General features: G+C 52.2%; 28 protein-coding genes. 7 read left to right on the top strand and 21 right to left on the bottom strand.

Translation table 11 applies throughout. The features are described 5' to 3' along the window. Both ROR01S_RS27420 and ROR01S_RS25425 read left to right on the top strand, forming a co-directional pair. Positions 1–193: hypothetical protein (locus ROR01S_RS27420; RefSeq protein WP_204279975.1), on the top strand; the 193-nt coding region annotated here is incomplete at its 5' end. 64 nt (positions 194–257) lie between these two features. Next, positions 258–812: a gamma carbonic anhydrase family protein gene (locus ROR01S_RS25425; protein WP_004868312.1), complete on the top strand. Its 555-nt coding sequence runs from the start codon at positions 258–260 to the stop codon at positions 810–812. On the opposite strand, the gene ROR01S_RS25420 is transcribed toward ROR01S_RS25425, so the two are convergent. The 6 genes from ROR01S_RS25420 to dprA are packed head-to-tail and all read right to left on the bottom strand — an operon-like array spanning position 788 to position 4,579. After that, positions 788–1,045: a DUF1488 family protein gene (locus ROR01S_RS25420; RefSeq protein ID WP_004868313.1), complete on the bottom strand. Its 258-nt coding sequence runs from the start codon at positions 1,043–1,045 to the stop codon at positions 788–790. The two genes, ROR01S_RS25425 and ROR01S_RS25420, sit on opposite strands and share 25 nt — an antisense overlap. Then, complete coding sequence (gene aroE, locus ROR01S_RS25415) at positions 1,042–1,860, bottom strand: shikimate dehydrogenase (RefSeq protein WP_004868316.1); 819 nt, start codon at positions 1,858–1,860, stop codon at positions 1,042–1,044. The genes ROR01S_RS25420 and aroE overlap by 4 nt, the downstream gene beginning before the upstream one ends. Before the next feature lie 3 nt (positions 1,861–1,863). Further along, a complete protein-coding gene (tsaC, locus tag ROR01S_RS25410) occupies positions 1,864–2,436 on the bottom strand; it encodes an L-threonylcarbamoyladenylate synthase type 1 TsaC (RefSeq protein WP_004868318.1) in 573 nt (190 codons plus the stop codon). Continuing rightward, positions 2,429–2,983, bottom strand: a complete 555-nt coding sequence (locus tag ROR01S_RS25405; protein ID WP_004868321.1) for a DNA topoisomerase family protein — start codon at positions 2,981–2,983, stop codon at positions 2,429–2,431. The genes tsaC and ROR01S_RS25405 overlap by 8 nt, the downstream gene beginning before the upstream one ends. Positions 2,984–3,009: 26 nt before the next feature. Beyond that, positions 3,010–3,483, bottom strand: a complete 474-nt coding sequence (smg, locus tag ROR01S_RS25400; protein WP_004868322.1) for a DUF494 family protein Smg — start codon at positions 3,481–3,483, stop codon at positions 3,010–3,012. Further along, a complete protein-coding gene (gene dprA / locus ROR01S_RS25395) occupies positions 3,455–4,579 on the bottom strand; it encodes a DNA-protecting protein DprA (RefSeq protein ID WP_004868325.1) in 1,125 nt (374 codons plus the stop codon). Before dprA ends, smg begins: the two co-directional genes overlap by 29 nt. A gap of 128 nt (positions 4,580–4,707) precedes the next feature. Here dprA and def point away from each other — a divergent pair, with 128 nt between their 5' ends. The 5 genes from def to mscL all read left to right on the top strand — a co-directional run bounded on the left by def (position 4,708) and on the right by mscL (position 9,473). Beyond that, positions 4,708–5,217, top strand: coding sequence for a peptide deformylase (def, locus tag ROR01S_RS25390; protein WP_004868326.1), 510 nt, complete (start codon positions 4,708–4,710; stop codon positions 5,215–5,217). 14 nt (positions 5,218–5,231) lie between these two features. Next, positions 5,232–6,179: a methionyl-tRNA formyltransferase gene (gene fmt / locus ROR01S_RS25385; protein WP_015585632.1), complete on the top strand. Its 948-nt coding sequence runs from the start codon at positions 5,232–5,234 to the stop codon at positions 6,177–6,179. 51 nt (positions 6,180–6,230) lie between these two features. Further along, positions 6,231–7,526, top strand: coding sequence for a 16S rRNA (cytosine(967)-C(5))-methyltransferase RsmB (gene rsmB / locus ROR01S_RS25380; protein ID WP_004868331.1), 1,296 nt, complete (start codon positions 6,231–6,233; stop codon positions 7,524–7,526). A gap of 13 nt (positions 7,527–7,539) precedes the next feature. After that, positions 7,540–8,916 carry a Trk system potassium transporter TrkA gene (gene trkA / locus ROR01S_RS25375; protein WP_004868333.1) on the top strand — a complete coding sequence of 459 codons (1,377 nt, stop codon included), beginning with the start codon at positions 7,540–7,542 and terminating at the stop codon, positions 8,914–8,916. Positions 8,917–9,059: 143 nt separating this feature from the next. Further along, positions 9,060–9,473, top strand: a complete 414-nt coding sequence (gene mscL, locus ROR01S_RS25370; protein ID WP_004868336.1) for a large-conductance mechanosensitive channel protein MscL — start codon at positions 9,060–9,062, stop codon at positions 9,471–9,473. On the opposite strand, the gene ROR01S_RS25365 is transcribed toward mscL, so the two are convergent. The 15 genes from ROR01S_RS25365 to rplF form a co-directional block, all read right to left on the bottom strand. Then, positions 9,474–9,689: an alternative ribosome-rescue factor A gene (locus ROR01S_RS25365; RefSeq protein ID WP_004868338.1), complete on the bottom strand. Its 216-nt coding sequence runs from the start codon at positions 9,687–9,689 to the stop codon at positions 9,474–9,476. It abuts the gene before it with no gap. Between the two features lie 57 nt (positions 9,690–9,746). Further along, positions 9,747–10,172, bottom strand: a complete 426-nt coding sequence (gene zntR / locus ROR01S_RS25360; RefSeq protein ID WP_015585629.1) for a Zn(2+)-responsive transcriptional regulator — start codon at positions 10,170–10,172, stop codon at positions 9,747–9,749. Between the two features lie 2 nt (positions 10,173–10,174). After that, on the bottom strand, positions 10,175–10,543 hold the full coding sequence (locus tag ROR01S_RS25355) for a DnaJ family domain-containing protein (protein ID WP_004868343.1): 369 nt from the start codon (positions 10,541–10,543) through the stop codon (positions 10,175–10,177). Between the two features lie 107 nt (positions 10,544–10,650). Then, on the bottom strand, positions 10,651–11,037 hold the full coding sequence (rplQ, locus tag ROR01S_RS25350) for a 50S ribosomal protein L17 (RefSeq protein ID WP_004868344.1): 387 nt from the start codon (positions 11,035–11,037) through the stop codon (positions 10,651–10,653). A gap of 40 nt (positions 11,038–11,077) precedes the next feature. Next, positions 11,078–12,067 (bottom strand): DNA-directed RNA polymerase subunit alpha, encoded by a 990-nt coding sequence (locus ROR01S_RS25345; protein WP_002919219.1) that lies wholly within the window; start codon positions 12,065–12,067, stop codon positions 11,078–11,080. 25 nt (positions 12,068–12,092) lie between these two features. Further along, positions 12,093–12,713, bottom strand: coding sequence for a 30S ribosomal protein S4 (rpsD, locus tag ROR01S_RS25340; RefSeq protein WP_004868345.1), 621 nt, complete (start codon positions 12,711–12,713; stop codon positions 12,093–12,095). A gap of 33 nt (positions 12,714–12,746) precedes the next feature. Beyond that, complete coding sequence (rpsK, locus tag ROR01S_RS25335) at positions 12,747–13,136, bottom strand: 30S ribosomal protein S11 (RefSeq protein WP_004138423.1); 390 nt, start codon at positions 13,134–13,136, stop codon at positions 12,747–12,749. 16 nt (positions 13,137–13,152) lie between these two features. Continuing rightward, positions 13,153–13,509, bottom strand: coding sequence for a 30S ribosomal protein S13 (gene rpsM / locus ROR01S_RS25330; RefSeq protein WP_004868349.1), 357 nt, complete (start codon positions 13,507–13,509; stop codon positions 13,153–13,155). A 146-nt stretch (positions 13,510–13,655) separates the two neighbouring features. Continuing rightward, positions 13,656–13,772 carry a 50S ribosomal protein L36 gene (gene rpmJ / locus ROR01S_RS25325; RefSeq protein WP_000868187.1) on the bottom strand — a complete coding sequence of 39 codons (117 nt, stop codon included), beginning with the start codon at positions 13,770–13,772 and terminating at the stop codon, positions 13,656–13,658. Between the two features lie 31 nt (positions 13,773–13,803). Continuing rightward, positions 13,804–15,135 (bottom strand): preprotein translocase subunit SecY, encoded by a 1,332-nt coding sequence (gene secY, locus ROR01S_RS25320; protein WP_064359981.1) that lies wholly within the window; start codon positions 15,133–15,135, stop codon positions 13,804–13,806. A gap of 7 nt (positions 15,136–15,142) precedes the next feature. Next, the gene (gene rplO / locus ROR01S_RS25315) at positions 15,143–15,577 is read right to left on the bottom strand and encodes a 50S ribosomal protein L15 (protein ID WP_004868352.1); all 435 of its coding nucleotides are present in this window, start codon (positions 15,575–15,577) and stop codon (positions 15,143–15,145) included. 3 nt (positions 15,578–15,580) lie between these two features. Then, positions 15,581–15,760 carry a 50S ribosomal protein L30 gene (gene rpmD, locus ROR01S_RS25310; protein WP_001140434.1) on the bottom strand — a complete coding sequence of 60 codons (180 nt, stop codon included), beginning with the start codon at positions 15,758–15,760 and terminating at the stop codon, positions 15,581–15,583. Between the two features lie 3 nt (positions 15,761–15,763). Beyond that, the gene (gene rpsE / locus ROR01S_RS25305) at positions 15,764–16,267 is read right to left on the bottom strand and encodes a 30S ribosomal protein S5 (protein ID WP_004106339.1); all 504 of its coding nucleotides are present in this window, start codon (positions 16,265–16,267) and stop codon (positions 15,764–15,766) included. A 14-nt stretch (positions 16,268–16,281) separates the two neighbouring features. After that, positions 16,282–16,635, bottom strand: coding sequence for a 50S ribosomal protein L18 (gene rplR / locus ROR01S_RS25300; protein ID WP_000358960.1), 354 nt, complete (start codon positions 16,633–16,635; stop codon positions 16,282–16,284). A 9-nt stretch (positions 16,636–16,644) separates the two neighbouring features. After that, the gene (gene rplF / locus ROR01S_RS25295; RefSeq protein WP_004868354.1) at positions 16,645–17,178 is read right to left on the bottom strand and encodes a 50S ribosomal protein L6; all 534 of its coding nucleotides are present in this window, start codon (positions 17,176–17,178) and stop codon (positions 16,645–16,647) included. Positions 17,179–17,182: the final 4 nt, after the last annotated feature.

Below are 17,182 nucleotides of genomic sequence, written 5' to 3'. Positions count from 1 at the left end.
TGAATTTCAGAATTTTTTCTCTGCCGACCCGGCTTACTCTGTGAACTCGTTCACATGTGCCGTGTCAGTGGGAGCGCATTATAGGGATCCCATTTTATTGCACAAGTCTTTTATCGATCTTTTTTTCCAAGTGATGTTTTTTCGCCCTTTTCGCGGCGTTATTGTTCAGATTGCTCAATTTTCACCACAATAAGGGGTTGCAGGTGGCAGCAAAAGCCACCAAAGTCTTCGTACAACCCAGGTTTATTGAGGTAACCATGTCCGCTAATTTACGTCCTTATAAAGATTTATTCCCACAAACCGGCCAGCGAGTGATGATCGATGCCACCAGCGTAGCGATCGGCGATGTCCGAATGGCCGATGATGTCAGCATCTGGCCGCTGGTCGCTATTCGCGGAGATGTTAACTACGTGGCAATCGGTGCCCGCACTAACATTCAGGACGGTAGCGTGCTGCATGTCACCCACAAATCCTCCTCTAACCCTGAGGGGAATCCGCTGATCATTGGCGAAGAGGTCACCGTCGGTCACAAGGTCATGCTGCACGGTTGTACTATTGGCAATCGGGTGCTGGTTGGCATGGGTTCGATTTTACTGGATGGCGTTGTGGTAGAAGACGATGTGATGATTGGCGCCGGTAGCCTGGTCCCGCAAAACAAACGGCTGGAAAGCGGCTATCTCTATTTTGGCAACCCGGTGAAACAAATCCGCCCCCTGACGGAGGCGGAGCGGGCAGGTCTGCTCTATTCAGCAAACAACTATGTGAAATGGAAAAACGATTATCTGGATCAGGAGACCCACACCCAGCCCTGATCATCTTCCTGCTGGTCGCGGATCAATGCTTCAGCTTCTTCTTCCAGATCCCAGCGATGGAGACAAAACGCGGCCAGCCACTGCTCAGGAGTATCACCGCCGAAGCGCTGCTGTAACGTTGCGCCTCTGATTGCACAGGTGAGCTGCATACCATTAACCAGCGCGGGAAAGGTGACACACTGCCGGTCGGTCTCCCACTCTTCTCTGTCAGGAAACTGAATCGCCTGATTCACGTATTCAGTTCCTTATGCAAAGCCTGAATAACCGGCGTAATCTCTGGCAGGACTCCATGCCAGAGCAGAAATGCGTGGGCGGCCTGCGCCACCAGCATACCCAGCCCATCGGCACACATTTTCGCACCATGACTCTGGCACCAGTGTAAAAACGGTGTGCAGCCCTTCTGATAAAACATGTCATAACAATAGACGTGCGTATCGATTAAGGACGCGGGAACTGCCGGCACATCACCGCTGATACCGCTGGAAGTTGCATTAATAATGAGATCGAACTCATGCCCAGCCAGCGATTCCATCTCAAGCGCGCATACACTACCGGTATGCGCAAAGAGCGTCGCCAGCTCCTGCGCGCGGGAATAAGTCCGGTTGACGATAGTGACAGCGCAATCCAGTGATAGCAGGGGTAACAAGACACCCCGCGATGCGCCGCCGGCCCCAATAAGCAATACCCGATAGCCCGGTTTAATGAACTCCAGCCGCTCCAGATCGCTCAGCAGTCCAATCCCGTCGGTGTTGTCCCCCAACAAACGCCCATCATCCAGCCTCTTTAGGGTATTCACCGCCCCCGCCAGAGCCGCGCGCTCAGTCAGTTCATCCGCTCGGGCAAACGCTTCTTCCTTGAATGGAACGGTAACGTTAGCGCCCTTTCCCCCTTCGGCGAAGAAGGTATCCAGGGTATGGATAAAATCGTCCAGCGGCGCCAGAACCCGCCCATACGGATGTGCAATCTGCAGCTGTTGCGCAAAGCGCTGGTGAATAGAGGGGGACTTACTGTGGGCGATCGGATTTCCGAAGACAGCGTAGGTTTGCATAAATTACCCCTGGCGAAAGAGTTCGCCCGTCAGGGCATCGCGAATTTCAGACGGATTCTGACGCCCCCCCGTTGCACCATCGACAACCGGGAAACTGGCGCCAAACTGAGCCAGAACTTCAGCCGTGGTGCGGCAAGGCGGCTGACCGGATAAATTCGCGCTAGTTGAAACCAGCGGTTTGCCATAGGCCTCACACAATTCGACCACCAGCGGATGATCGCTGACGCGTACCGCCAGGGAATCGAAGCGCCCGGTCAGCCAGCGTGGCGTTGTGGCACGAGCCGGAAAGACAAAAGTGACCGGCCCCGGCCAGCAGGAGAAGATCGCCGCTCGCTGTGTATCATTAAGCTGCGAATCATCAATATAAGGTATCAGCTGTTCGTAGCTGGCCGCGATCAGGATGAGCCCCTTCTCAACGGGGCGTTGTTTAAGCGCCAGCAGGCGCATGACCGCCGCTTCGCTGTCAGGATCGCAACCTACGCCAAAAACGGCTTCTGTTGGATAGGCGATGACATGTTCGTTATGCAGTACCGTCACGGCATGGGCGACGGTTTCTGAGTGCAGGTTCTTATTCACTGATTTGTTCCGCCGGGATCGGCTTTCCACATTGTTTACTGGCACAAAAGCGTCTGACGCCCTGCGCCGTTTTCTTTTCGATTAATAGCGGATAGTGGCATTCAGGGCATTCACCCGCTACCGGTTTGAAGTTGATAACGAACTGGCAATCGGGGTAACGATCGCAGGAATGAAAAGTTTTGCCGAAACGAGAACGGCGCTGAACCAGCTGCCCTTGCCCACACTGCGGGCAGGAAATTGCTGTTTCGTCAGGCTTATCAATAGTTTCAGTATGCTCACATTCCGGATAACGGCTGCAACCAATAAACATACCGAAGCGCCCCTGGCGCAACACCATAACGGCACCGCAAGACGGACACTCCTGCCCCTCCAGTACCTTTACGATATGTCCGTCCGCCTGATTTTTCAGCGGACGGACATAGTCACAGTCCGGATAGTGCGAGCAGCCGAGAAACGGCCCGTGTTTCCCGGAGCGGATTACCAGTTCAGCCCCGCACTGTGGGCAGGGCTCATTTTTACGCACCGAAAACAGTGCTGATTTGGTCATAACAACTCGATGTTGCCGCAATAAGATTAGTGCAGCATACCTTCATTTACTTCGAAGAGTAATTCTTCCATTTGTTGATAGGCATTTTCGCAGCCCGGAATATTAAACAGTACCATCAGGATCACCCATTTCAGGTCTTCCAGATCAAATTCTGCTGTATCCAGAGCCAGCACACGCTCTATCACCATTTCCCGCGTTTCGAGGTTCAACACCTGAATCTGCTCGAGGAATAATAAAAATCCCCGGCAACTGGCATCCAGACGCAGACACTCTTCTTCGGTATAAATCCGCAAAGAGAGCGGGTCAGAAGCAAGCTGCATGGGAGCAACGAGCCCCTCCTGATAGTCAGCCAGTTTCTCGAGCCACATCAACGCGTTGTAGATATCTTCCCGATCGAATCCTGCATCGGTGAGATCCCGGGTCAGTTTATCCTGGTCCACGCGCATTTCTGCTTCGTTTTGGATGTAAGTCTCAAACAAATACATGAGTACGTCGAACATGGCTTGCCCTCCTTAATCGGACATAGCCGCCGGGTACAGCTGCGATCCAGCCTGCTAACTCCAGTTCAAGTAGCTGAGCTACGGTCACTGGCACAGATTGGCCGGCACGTTCAGCGACAACGTCAACAGGTGTTACCTCATCTCCTACGTTAGCCAGGAGCTCTGGAAATGGCAATGCTACGGGAGGCGGATCCATGCAATTATTTATCTTGTCAGGCACATCCTGGAGCCATCGCAGCTCCTGCTGGCAATGGTCGATGATATCTTGCGCTGATGTCACGGGGATGGCGCCTTGTTTAATCAGCCAGTGTGGGCCTTCGGAACCCGGATTACCTACCGGCCCGGGTAATGCAAAAACCTCTCTTCCTTGTTCCAGCGCACAGCGAACCGTCACCAGCGAGCCGCTTTTCAGAGCGGCCTCAATCACCAGCACGCCAATACTGAGTCCGCTGATAATTCGATTCCGACGAGGGAAATTTCCCGGCCACGGGGAGGTTGAAAGGGGAAACTCAGACAGCAATGCTCCTCCGCTTTCCACTATCTTTCCGGCTAATGCATGATGACGGCGTGGGTAGATTGCGCCTAACCCATTGCCAAGTACGCCGATTGTCTTCCCGCGCGCCTCAAGTGCGCCGCGGTGAGCGACGCCGTCAATGCCGATCGCCAGGCCGCTGGTAATGGTGATACCAAGATGCGCCAGGTCTTCACTGAACTGTTTCCCCCACCGGGCACCGTACCAGGAGTGGGAGCGGCTGCCGACAACGGCCAGCTGTAAACTGCTTAACACGGCTAAATCCCCACAAACGAAAAGCGCGCCGGGATAGTCAGCGATGGCGCGCAGTCGGGGTGGATAATAAGGACTATCGGCCAGCAGCAGGTGGCGCCCGGGTTGCTCCAGCCACAATAGGGTAGACTCAAGCTCTCGTTGGCTAACGGATAGAAATTGCTTCGCTTGCGCTGCGCTCAGACCGCAGACGTACAATACTTCGCTATCTGGCACCGGGGCTGCATGCAGTATTCTGGCAGCCATCACCATCCCGTCACCATAAAGGCCGTTCACCTTCATCAGACGCAGCCAGATCTCCGTAGGTGCCATCCCTTTCCCCTGCCATAAGTGGCTTTAACAATCTTTGCGATTGGACAGCGAGACTGTCAATTACAGGGGGTTTTGTCTAGAATAGAGCTAATAATCTTATCAACTCCTGAATACGACTCTGGATCTTTATGGCAGTTTTGCAAGTGTTACATATCCCGGACGAGCGCCTTCGCAAAGTCGCTGAACCGGTAAAAGAAGTTAATGCGGAAATTCAACGTATCGTCGATGATATGTTCGAGACGATGTACGCGGAAGAAGGTATTGGTCTGGCCGCTACCCAGGTGGATATTCATCAGCGCATTATCGTTATCGATGTCTCAGAAAACCGTGAAGAGCAGCTGGTGTTAATCAACCCGGAGCTGTTGGAAAAAGACGGTGAAACGGGCATCGAAGAAGGTTGCTTGTCTATCCCGGAACAGCGTGCACTGGTGCCACGTGCCGAAACCGTGAAGATTCGTGCATTGGATCGCGAAGGCAAGCCGTTTGAACTGAATGCTGACGGCCTGCTGGCTATCTGTATCCAGCATGAAATGGATCACCTGGTAGGCAAACTGTTTATCGATTATCTGTCGCCGCTAAAACAACAGCGTATTCGCCAGAAAGTTGAAAAACTGGACCGTTTGCGTACGCGTGCCTGAGGACAAGGACTAACGTGTCACAATCACTACGTATTATCTTTGCGGGAACCCCCGATTTTGCAGCGCGTCATCTCGATGCGCTGCTGTCGTCTGGGCACCAGATCGTTGGCGTATTTACCCAGCCCGATCGCCCCGCTGGCCGCGGTAAAAAGCTCATGCCGAGCCCGGTAAAAGTGCTGGCTGAAGCTAACAATTTGCCGGTATTCCAGCCGGCATCCCTGCGTCCACAGGAAAACCAGCAGCTGGTCTCCTCGCTTAATGCCGATGTCATGGTCGTCGTCGCGTATGGACTGATTCTGCCAAAAGCGGTTCTGGATATGCCGCGCCTTGGCTGTATTAACGTCCACGGTTCTCTTCTGCCGCGCTGGCGCGGAGCGGCGCCTATACAGCGCTCACTCTGGGCGGGTGATGCCGAAACCGGTGTGACCATCATGCAGATGGATGTCGGTCTGGATACAGGAGACATGCTGCATAAACTCTCCTGCCCGATCGCTGCGCAAGATACCAGCGCCAGTCTGTATGACAAGCTGGCAGAGCTCGGCCCACAAGGGTTACTGGAAACGTTAACTCAGCTCGCAGACGGCTCGACTCAGCCGGAAGTCCAGGATGAGGCATTGGTGACCTACGCTGAGAAGCTCAGTAAAGAAGAAGCGCGCATTGACTGGTCTCTTTCCGCTGCGCAGCTCGAACGTTGTATTCGCGCCTTCAACCCGTGGCCCATGAGCTGGCTGGAAATTGATGAGCAACCGGTGAAAGTGTGGCAGGCATCCGTCATTGCTGAAACCAGCGGTGCTGAACCTGGTACGATCGTGGCCGCTGGCAAGCAAGGCATTCAGGTGGCAACCGGCAATGGCATCCTGAACCTCGAGTCATTGCAGCCGGCAGGTAAAAAAGCAATGAGCGCCCAGGACTTGCTAAATTCTCGCCGGGAATGGTTTATCCCCGGTAACCGTCTCTCCTGACGGTAGTCATTTCTAAGGCCCGGGTTTACCGGGCATTTTTATTTTGCGGTTATGAAAAAAAATCTAAATTTACGCAGTCTGGCGGCGAAAGCCGTTGAGCAGGTTGTCGAGCAAGGTCAGTCATTAAGTAACGTTCTGCCGCCATTACAGCAAAAGGTCGGGGAAAAGGACAAAGCGCTGCTGCAAGAGCTGTGCTTTGGTGTCCTGCGTACCCTCAGCCAGCTGGACTGGCTGGTTAACAAACTGATGGCTCGCCCGATGACGGGCAAACAGCGAACCGTTCACTATTTAATTATGGTGGGGTTTTATCAGCTGCTCTATACCCGCATTCCGGCCCATGCTGCGCTGGCAGAAACGGTGGAAGGCGCGGTAGCTATCAAACGCCCGCAGTTGAAGGGACTTATCAACGGCGTTTTACGCCAGTTTCAGCGCCAGCAGGAAGCTTTGTTGGCCGAATTTGCCCAAAGTGAGAGTCGTTTTCTTCATCCGGCATGGCTGCTCAAGCGTCTGCAAAAATCATGGCCGCAGCAATGGCAGGCTATTGTCGATGCAAATAACCAACGCCCGCCCATGTGGCTGCGCGTAAACCGCAGTCATCATTCACGCGATGAGTGGCTTGCGCTGCTGGAAGAGGCCGGACTGCACGGGTTTACCCACCCTGATTATCCGGATGCGGTGCGTCTGGCCACGCCGGCCCCCGTTCAGGCATTACCAGGATTCGACCAGGGCTGGGTTACCGTCCAGGATGCTTCAGCCCAGGGCTGTATGCGCTACCTGACCCCGGAAAACGGCGAGAGAATCCTCGACCTGTGTGCTGCCCCCGGCGGTAAAACGACGCATATTCTGGAAGTTGCGCCGCAGGCCAGCGTCCTGGCGGTTGATATTGATGAGCAGCGCCTGTCGCGTGTCTATGACAACCTGAAGCGACTCGGCATGAAAGCGCAGGTGAAGCAGGGTGATGGCCGCTATCCCGCTCAGTGGTGCGAAGACGAACAGTTCGATCGCATTCTGCTCGATGCCCCCTGTTCAGCAACCGGCGTCATTCGTCGTCATCCGGATATTAAATGGCTACGCCGCGATCGCGACATTGCCGAGCTGGCCCAGCTGCAGGCGGAGATTCTTGACGCCATCTGGCCTCACCTGAAACCTGGCGGAACACTGGTCTACGCGACCTGCTCAATTCTTCCGGAAGAGAATAGCCAGCAAATTGCTGCATTCCTGAAGCGTACGCCAGATGCAGAGCTCAGCCTCACCGGCACGCCTGAGCAGCCGGGCGTGCAAAATTTGCCCGGCGCAGAAGAGGGTGACGGGTTCTTTTACGCTAAGCTGATCAAACATCGGAAATAATGGATCACTGCTGATGAAGATTATTATTCTGGGCGCCGGTCAGGTAGGCGGAACTCTCGCGGAAAACCTCGTGGGAGAGAACAACGATATCACCCTGGTCGACACCAATGGTGACCGCCTGCGCAGCCTGCAGGATAAATTCGACCTTCGCGTTGTTCAGGGGCACGGTTCCCATCCACGCGTGCTGCGTGAAGCAGGCGCCGATGATGCCGACATGCTGGTTGCCGTAACCAGTTCAGATGAAACCAATATGGTCGCCTGCCAGGTTGCCTATTCACTGTTCAATACGCCTAATCGTATTGCGCGTATCCGTTCTCCGGATTATGTACGGGATGCCGAAAAACTGTTCCACTCGGAAGCGGTGCCTATCGATCATCTGATCGCCCCTGAACAGTTAGTTATCGACAACATCTACCGACTTATTGAATACCCGGGAGCACTGCAGGTCGTAAACTTTGCCGAAGGTAAAGTCAGCCTCGCGGTGGTAAAAGCCTACTACGGCGGTCCACTGGTGGGGAATGCGCTCTCGACAATGCGCGAACACATGCCGCATATCGATACTCGCGTAGCGGCCATTTTCCGCCACGACAGGCCCATTCGCCCGCAGGGTTCGACAATCGTTGAAGCCGGCGATGAAGTATTCTTCATTGCCGCATCGCAGCATATTCGTGCCGTCATGAGTGAGCTACAGCGCCTGGAAAAACCCTATAAGCGCATCATGCTGGTTGGCGGGGGGAATATCGGCGCAGGTCTTGCTCGTCGTCTTGAGAAAGATTACAGCGTTAAGCTGATCGAACGCGATCAGCAACGCGCCGCCGAGCTTGCGGAGAAACTACAGAATACGATCGTCTTCTATGGCGATGCCTCGGATCAGGAGCTGCTGGCGGAAGAACACATCGATCAAGTGGATCTCTTTATTGCCGTCACCAACGACGATGAAGCTAATATCATGTCCGCAATGCTGGCCAAACGGATGGGCGCTAAAAAAGTCATGGTGTTGATCCAGCGGAAAGCCTACGTCGATCTGGTGCAGGGTAGCGTGATCGATATTGCTATATCGCCGCAGCAAGCCACGATCTCCGCCCTGCTGAGCCATGTCCGTAAGGCTGATATTGTTGGCGTCTCCTCACTGCGCCGCGGTGTCGCGGAGGCCATTGAAGCTGTGGCTCACGGCGATGAAAGTACCTCCCGTGTAGTAGGTCGCGCGATCGATGAGATCAAGCTACCGCCGGGCACGATCATCGGTGCTGTCGTCCGTGGCAATGACGTAATGATCGCGAATAATAACCTGCGTATTGAACAGGGCGATCACGTCATTATGTTTCTGACCGACAAAAAATTTATATCCGACGTCGAGCGTCTTTTCCAACCCAGTCCTTTCTTCCTCTAATTGCACGGGCGCCTGTATGGCGCCCTTTTTGATTATCCTTTATATATCAGGGGATAATATTTTTTAGCAATTATTCAACAGCAATGGCAAATGGAAATACATTTGATAAACTTACTTCTGTTAGCGGGTTTATGGAGAATAAAATGAGTATTTTAAAAGAGTTTCGCGACTTCGCGATGCGCGGGAATGTTGTTGATTTAGCAGTGGGTGTCATCATTGGTGCGGCATTTGGTAAAATTGTATCGTCACTGGTTGCCGATATTATTATGCCGCCACTTGGCCTGCTGATTGGTGGAATTGATTTTAAATCGTTCGCCGTCACGTTACGCGATGCACAGGGCGATGTCCCGGCTGTTGTAATGCATTATGGGGTGTTTATCCAGAACGTGTTTGATTTCGTGATCGTGGCCTTTGCCATTTTTATGGCAATCAAGCTGATGAATAACCTGAATCGCAAAAAGGCAGAAGCTCCTGCTGCGCCACCGGCACCAACGAAAGAAGAAGTCTTGTTGAGTGAGATTCGCGATCTGCTGAAAGAACAGAATAACCGTTCGTAATCAGGCAACAGAAAGCAGAAGGCCAGTGGTAAAAAAGTGATTCACTCTTTTGCCACTGGCCTCCCGGTCATTCCGCCCCACATGTTTATCTTTACGTTGGTAGCTACCTTTCCCCTTCCGGTTTTTCTCTACTCTCTGTCTGAATAACGGGTCATGTAGCAACGCCTCAATGGCATTGTCTTTTATTTGCCCTTTCGTATGTTGATAGCGGCTCATAATAGCTCCTGAATGTGAATGAGATCGGCGCGAGTGTAGATCCGCGCGATGAAAAAATCAACGTTCCACCGTAGCACTACTGGCTCCTTGCTCAAGGGCCTCGAGAATAGAACAATACACGCTGCTATGAGCTGTGCCGCAGCAGGCCTCATTGAGTCGTTGCAATGAACGGCGCATTGTTTGTAGCTCTTTAATTCGTGCGTCGACTTCGCTCAGGCGTGCCTGAACAATGCCTTTTGACTCCTGACAGGTATGATGCTCCGGATCGACACGGATCGACAATAATTCGCGGATCGCTTCAAGGGTAAACCCGAGCTGACGGGCATAGCGGATGAAACGCAGGCGCTGAAGGTCGTTCTCGGTATAGAGGCGAAATCCACCTTCTGTACGTACATCGTGAGCCATCATCTGCTGTTTTTCATAGTAGCGAATGGTATCGGGTGTGACATCAGCCAGCTTTGCGAGTTCACCAATACGGTACATACCTACTCCTCATCAATTTTATTCTGAAGCCTGTCAGCATATTCACCGCGTAAAAAATCAGTATTCAATCCTGCCTGGCGTAACTTCAGTTCCAGTAACGCAAGTCGGCGGCTGAGCTCTGCATAGTGCGGATCGTCCGGACGGGCCGCTTTTAATAAATCGACCAGCGCAACGGCTTCTCGTCGTTGCTCAAGTTCAGGAGGCAGACAGCCGGCATTTTTGAGTAAGCGGTAGCCCGCGCGTAGTTCAGGTGGCACATGCAGGTCATCGTCCAAAGTCAGTGGCTCTCCACGACCAGGAAGATCATCAAACTCGCCTTTGGTTTGTGCGTCAAGGATATGGCGTTCTGCCCACTGATCCAGCAACCACATCATTCGGCTCCGGGGATGAACAAAAAGAATACAGATATTGTAGTGAAGCAGCCGTAGCGAGGATATAAAAAAACCCGCCGAGGCGGGTTTTTTTACGTTACTACAGATTACTCTGCAGCAGCTTCTGCTTTCAGCTCAGCACGATCAACCAGCTCGATGTATGCCATCGGCGCGTTGTCGCCTGCACGGAAGCCACACTTCAGAATGCGAGTGTAACCACCGGCGCGGCTCGCGAAACGCGGGCCCAGCTCGTTAAACAGTTTTGCCACGATCTCGTTATCACGAGTACGGGCGAATGCCAGACGACGATTAGCAACGCTATCAGTCTTGGCAAGAGTAATCAGCGGCTCAACTACGCGACGCAGTTCTTTCGCTTTCGGCAGGGTCGTCTTGATGATTTCATGACGAACCAGCGAACCAGCCATGTTACGGAACATAGCCTGGCGATGGCTGCTGTTGCGGTTCAGTTGACGACCACTCTTACGATGGCGCATGACCTTATCCTTCTCAGTAAAACCTTAACCTGTGATCCGGTTACTCGTCAGCAATGCTTGCCGGTGGCCAGTTTTCCAGGCGCATGCCCAGAGACAGACCACGTGAAGCCAGCACGTCTTTAATCTCGGTAAGAGATTTTTTACCCAGGTTCGGCGTTTTCAGCAACTCAACCTCGGTACGCTGTACCAGATCACCGATATAGTGGATAGCTTCTGCCTTGAGGCAGTTAGCAGAGCGGACAGTCAATTCGAGATCGTCAACAGGGCGCAGCAGGATCGGATCGAATTCTGGTTTCTCTTCTTTCACTTCCGGCTGACGTACATCACGTAAGTCAACGAAAGCTTCCAGTTGTTCTGCCAGGATGGTTGCCGCACGACGAATCGCCTCTTCAGGATCGATTGTGCCGTTGGTTTCCATTTCGATGACCAGCTTGTCCAGGTCGGTACGCTGTTCTACACGCGCTGCTTCAACATTGTAGGCAATACGCTCTACCGGGCTGTAGCATGCGTCGACCAGCAGACGGCCGATTGGGCGCTCATCTTCTTCCGAATGAATTCGGGCAGAAGCCGGCACATAACCGCGACCGCGCTGAACTTTGATACGCATGCTAATAGCAGCGTTCTCATCGGTCAGGTGGCAGATCACATGTTGCGGCTTGACGATTTCGACATCACCGTCATGGGTAATGTCGGCTGCGGTCACAGGGCCAATGCCAGATTTATTCAAAGTAAGGATGACTTCATCTTTACCCTGAACTCTCACCGCAAGCCCTTTCAGGTTGAGCAGGATTTCAAGGATATCTTCCTGAACGCCTTCTTTGGTGCTGTACTCGTGCAGTACACCATCAATCTCAACCTCGGTCACCGCGCAACCCGGCATCGATGAGAGCAGAATACGGCGCAGTGCGTTACCCAGAGTATGGCCAAAGCCACGCTCTAAAGGCTCAAGGGTCACCTTGGCGTGCGTCGAACTCACTTGCTCGATATCGACCAGGCGCGGTTTTAGAAACTCTGTCACAGAACCCTGCATTGTGTCCTCTCTTTGGTACTAAGCTTTACTTGGAGTAAAGCTCGACGATCAGGTGTTCGTTAATGTCCGCAGACAGATCAGAACGTTCCGGCTGACGCTTGAACGTACCTTCCATCTTGCCAGCATCAACTTCCAGCCAGGTTGGCTTTTCACGCTGCTCAGCCAGCTCCAGAGCGGCTTTCACGCGAGATTGCTTTTTCGCTTTCTCACGAATGCTAACAACGTCGTTCGCTTTAACCTGATAAGAAGCAATGTTAACAACACGACCGTTTACCATGATAGCTTTGTGGCTAACCAGCTGACGTGATTCAGCACGAGTCGCGCCGAAGCCCATACGGTATACAACGTTGTCCAGACGACCTTCCAGCAGAGCTAACAGGTTTTCACCGGTGTTGCCTTTCAGACGTGCTGCTTCTTTATAGTAGTTACGGAACTGACGCTCCAGCACACCGTACATACGGCGAACTTTTTGCTTTTCACGCAACTGCACACCATAGTCAGACAGACGCGGCTTACGCGCACCGTGCTGGCCAGGAGCTTGTTCAATTTTACACTTGGTATCGATCGCGCGAACGCCAGACTTAAGGAATAAGTCGGTGCCCTCACGACGGCTCAGCTTGAGCTTAGGACCCAAATATCTTGCCATTTTCTTTCTCCAACAATCCTAGAAACGAGCGCGTTATACGCGACGTTTTTTCGGCGGACGACAACCGTTATGAGGGATCGGAGTCACATCAGTAATATTAGTGATGCGGAAACCAGCGGCGTTCAGTGCACGAATGGTAGATTCGCGACCCGGACCCGGACCTTTGACCATAACTTCCAGATTCTTGATGCCGTATTCTTTTACGGCTTCAGCGCAACGCTCTGCTGCAACCTGAGCTGCAAACGGAGTGGATTTGCGAGAACCACGGAAACCGGAACCACCGGCTGTTGCCCAACCCAGTGCGTTACCCTGACGATCGGTAATGGTAACGATGGTGTTGTTAAAAGAAGCATGGACATGAGCCACGCCATCAGAGACTTGTTTTCTTACACGCTTACGTGCACGAACTGGTGCCTTTGCCATTATTCAATCACCCCGATTATTTCTTGATCGGTTTACGCGGACCCTTACGGGTACGTGCGTTGGTCTTAGTACGCTGACCGCGAACCGGAAGACCACGACGATGGCGTAAACCACGATAGCAACCAAGGTCCATCAGACGCTTGATGCTCAGGGTGATTTCACGGCGCAGATCACCTTCAACGACAAATTTACCTACTGCTTCACGCAGGGATTCAATTTGTTCTTCAGACAGCTCACTGATCTTAACATTTTCAGCGATACCCGTGTCAGCACAGATGGCTTTAGAGCGGGTCTTGCCGATACCGAAAATAGCAGTTAATGCGATTACGGTATGTTTCTGATCAGGAATGTTAATGCCTGCTATACGGGCCACTATGCACTCCTACTATTTAATATGTACGCACCATGCTGAAAAGCCCGTTTTCAGGATACTCAAATGGAAACGCACAGACATACAAAAGATTGGCTGGCTAATCTAGCCAGCTCAATCCAACTTTGCAAGAAAAATATGCGAAAAAATCAGCCTTGGCGCTGTTTATGCTTTGGCTCGGCACTGCAAATCACGCGGATGACGCCATCACGCTTAACGATTTTGCAGTTACGGCATAATTTCTTGACGGAAGCACGAACTTTCATTTTTACTCTCCGTAACTTCTCGGGCGCCCTGTTAGCGGCCGTAGCCTTTCAGGTTCGCCTTCTTCAATGCAGACTCGTACTGACTTGACATCATCAGAGTTTGCACTTGAGCCATAAAGTCCATAATCACAACGACAACAATAAGCAGCGAGGTTCCACCGAAGTAGAACGGCACTTTCATTGCATCACGCATGAACTCCGGGATCAGGCAGATAAAGGTAATGTATAACGCACCAACCAGGGTCAGGCGAGTCATCACTTTATCAATATACTTCGCCGTTTGCTCTCCCGGACGAATTCCTGGTACAAATGCACCGGACTTCTTCAGGTTATCTGCTGTTTCACGCGGGTTGAAAACCAACGCCGTGTAGAAGAAACAGAAGAATATGATTGCAGACGCATAGAGTAACACATAAAGCGGTTGCCCAGGCTGCAAATACAGCGAAATTGTTGTCAGCCAGTTCCAACCGGTTCCGCCCCCGAACCATGACGCGATGGTCGCAGGGAACAGAATAATACTGGAAGCGAAGATTGCCGGGATAACCCCTGCCATATTCACTTTCAGCGGTAAATGTGTGCTCTGTGCAGCATAGACACGACGACCTTGTTGACGCTTCGCGTAGTTCACCACAATGCGGCGTTGACCACGTTCTACGAATACAACAAAGAAGGTCACGGCAAATACTAATACTGCAACCAACAGCAACAGGAGGAAGTGCAGGTCGCCTTGACGCGCTTGCTCGATAGTATGGGCGATGGCTGGCGGGAGACCCGCAACAATACCAGCGAAGATAATGATCGAAATACCGTTACCGATACCACGTTCAGTAATCTGTTCGCCGAGCCACATCAGGAACATCGTCCCTGTGACCAGACTTACAACAGCGGTGAAATAGAATGCAAAGCTTGGATTCATCACCAGGCCCTGCATACCAGGCATATTCGGCAGACCGGTAGCAATACCGATCGACTGGAATATCGCCAGCACCAGAGTACCGTAGCGGGTGTACTGGCTGATCTTACGACGACCAGACTCCCCTTCTTTCTTTATTTCTGCCAGCGGCTGATAAACAACCGTCAACAGTTGGACAATAATCGATGCCGAAATATACGGCATGATACCCAAAGCAAAGATAGAAGCACGGCTGAGAGCACCACCAGAGAACATGTTGAACATTTCAATGATGGTGCCTCGCTGTTGCTCAAGCAGTTTGGCAAGTACAGCGGCATCAATACCAGGGATCGGAATAAAAGAACCAATACGGAACACAATCAGCGCACCGATAACAAACAAAAGTCTGCGTTTCAGTTCGCCAAGTCCACCTTTGGCACTTTGAAAATCTAATCCCGGTTGCTTAGCCATCTGCTACTTATTCCTCAATTTTACCGCCAGCAGCTTCGATAGCAGCACGAGCACCTTTAGTCACACGCAGGCCACGAACAGTTACCGGACGAGCTACCTCACCAGACAGGATCACTTTCGCGAACTCAATCTGAATACCGATAATGTTAGCTGCTTTCAGCGTGTTCAGGTCGACTACATCGCCTTCTACGTGAGCCAGATCAGACAGACGAACTTCTGCAGTGATCATCGCTTTACGAGAAGTGAAGCCGAATTTCGGCAGACGACGGTACAGAGGCATCTGACCACCCTCGAAACCGCGACGTACGCCACCGCCAGAACGAGAGTTCTGACCTTTGTGACCACGACCACCGGTTTTACCGAGGCCAGAACCGATACCACGACCAAGGCGTTTACCCGCCTTTTTGGAGCCTTCGGCCGGAGACAGAGTATTTAAACGCATCTCTTACTCCTCAACTTTAACCATAAAGGAAACCGCGTTGACCATACCACGAACAGCAGGAGTATCCTCGCGTTCTACGGTGTGACCAATACGACGCAGACCCAGGCCAAGCAGCGTTGCCTTGTGTTTCGGCAGACGACCGATTGCACTGCGGGTTTGAGTAATTTTAATAGTCTTTGCCATGGTTTATTTCCCCAGAATTTCTTCAACGGATTTACCACGCTTGGCAGCGACCATTTCTGGAGAATTCATATTTTCCAGGCCATCAATAGTTGCACGAACCACGTTGATCGGGTTGGTGGAACCATATGCTTTAGCCAGAACGTTATGAACTCCAGCAACTTCCAGAACGGCGCGCATTGCACCACCGGCGATGATACCGGTACCTTCGGAAGCTGGCTGCATGAATACACGAGAACCCGTGTGAACACCTTTAACCGGGTGTTGCAGGGTGCCGTGGTTCAGCGCGACGTTAATCATATTGCGACGGGCTTTTTCCATCGCTTTCTGGATCGCTGCTGGAACTTCACGCGCTTTACCGTAACCAAAACCTACGCGGCCATTACCATCACCAACTACAGTCAGAGCTGTGAAGGAGAAAATACGACCACCTTTAACGGTTTTAGATACGCGGTTAACCGCGATCAGCTTTTCCTGCAGTTCGCCAGCTTGTTTTTCGATGTGAGCCATCTTACACCTCTACCTTAGAACTGAAGGCCAGCTTCACGGGCAGCATCTGCCAGTGCCTGGACACGACCATGATATTGGAACCCGGAACGGTCAAAGGAAACATCTTTGATGCCTTTTTCCAGAGCGCGTTCAGCAACAGCTTTACCCACAGCTGCAGCCGCGTCTTTGTTACCGGTGTACTTCAGTTGTTCAGCGATAGCTTTTTCTACAGTAGAAGCAGCTACCAGAACTTCAGAACCGTTCGGTGCAATTACCTGTGCGTAAATATGACGCGGGGTACGATGTACCACCAGGCGAGTTGCACCCAGCTCCTGGAGCTTGCGGCGTGCGCGGGTCGCACGACGGATACGAGCAGATTTCTTATCCATAGTGTTACCTTACTTCTTCTTAGCCTCTTTGGTACGCACGACTTCGTCGGCGTAACGAACACCCTTGCCTTTATAAGGCTCAGGACGACGGTAGGCGCGCAGATCTGCTGCAACCTGACCGATCACCTGCTTATCAGCGCCTTTCAGCACGATTTCAGTTTGAGTCGGGCATTCTGCAGTGATACCGGCCGGCAGTTTGTGTTCAACAGGATGAGAGAAACCTAAAGCCAGGTTTACTACATCCCCTTTAACCGCTGCACGATAACCTACACCAACCAGCTGAAGCTTTTTAGTGAAGCCTTCGGTAACACCGATAACTACTGAGTTAAGCAGGGCACGCGCGGTACCAGCCTGAGCCCAACCGTCTGCGAAACCATCACGCGGACCGAAGGTCAGTGCATTATCTGCATGTTTAACTTCAACAGCATCGTTGAGAGTACGAGTCAGCTCGCCATTCTTACCTTTGATCGTAATAACCTGACCGTTGATTTTTACGTCAACGCCGGCAGGAATAACGACCGGTGCTTTAGCAACACGAGACATTTTT

It is taken from the genome of Klebsiella ornithinolytica NBRC 105727 = ATCC 31898 (assembly GCF_001598295.1).
Taxonomy (GTDB): domain Bacteria; phylum Pseudomonadota; class Gammaproteobacteria; order Enterobacterales; family Enterobacteriaceae; genus Klebsiella; species Klebsiella ornithinolytica.
Note: the sequence above shows the minus strand (reverse complement) of the source record. Positions and strands in the feature narration are given on the sequence as shown.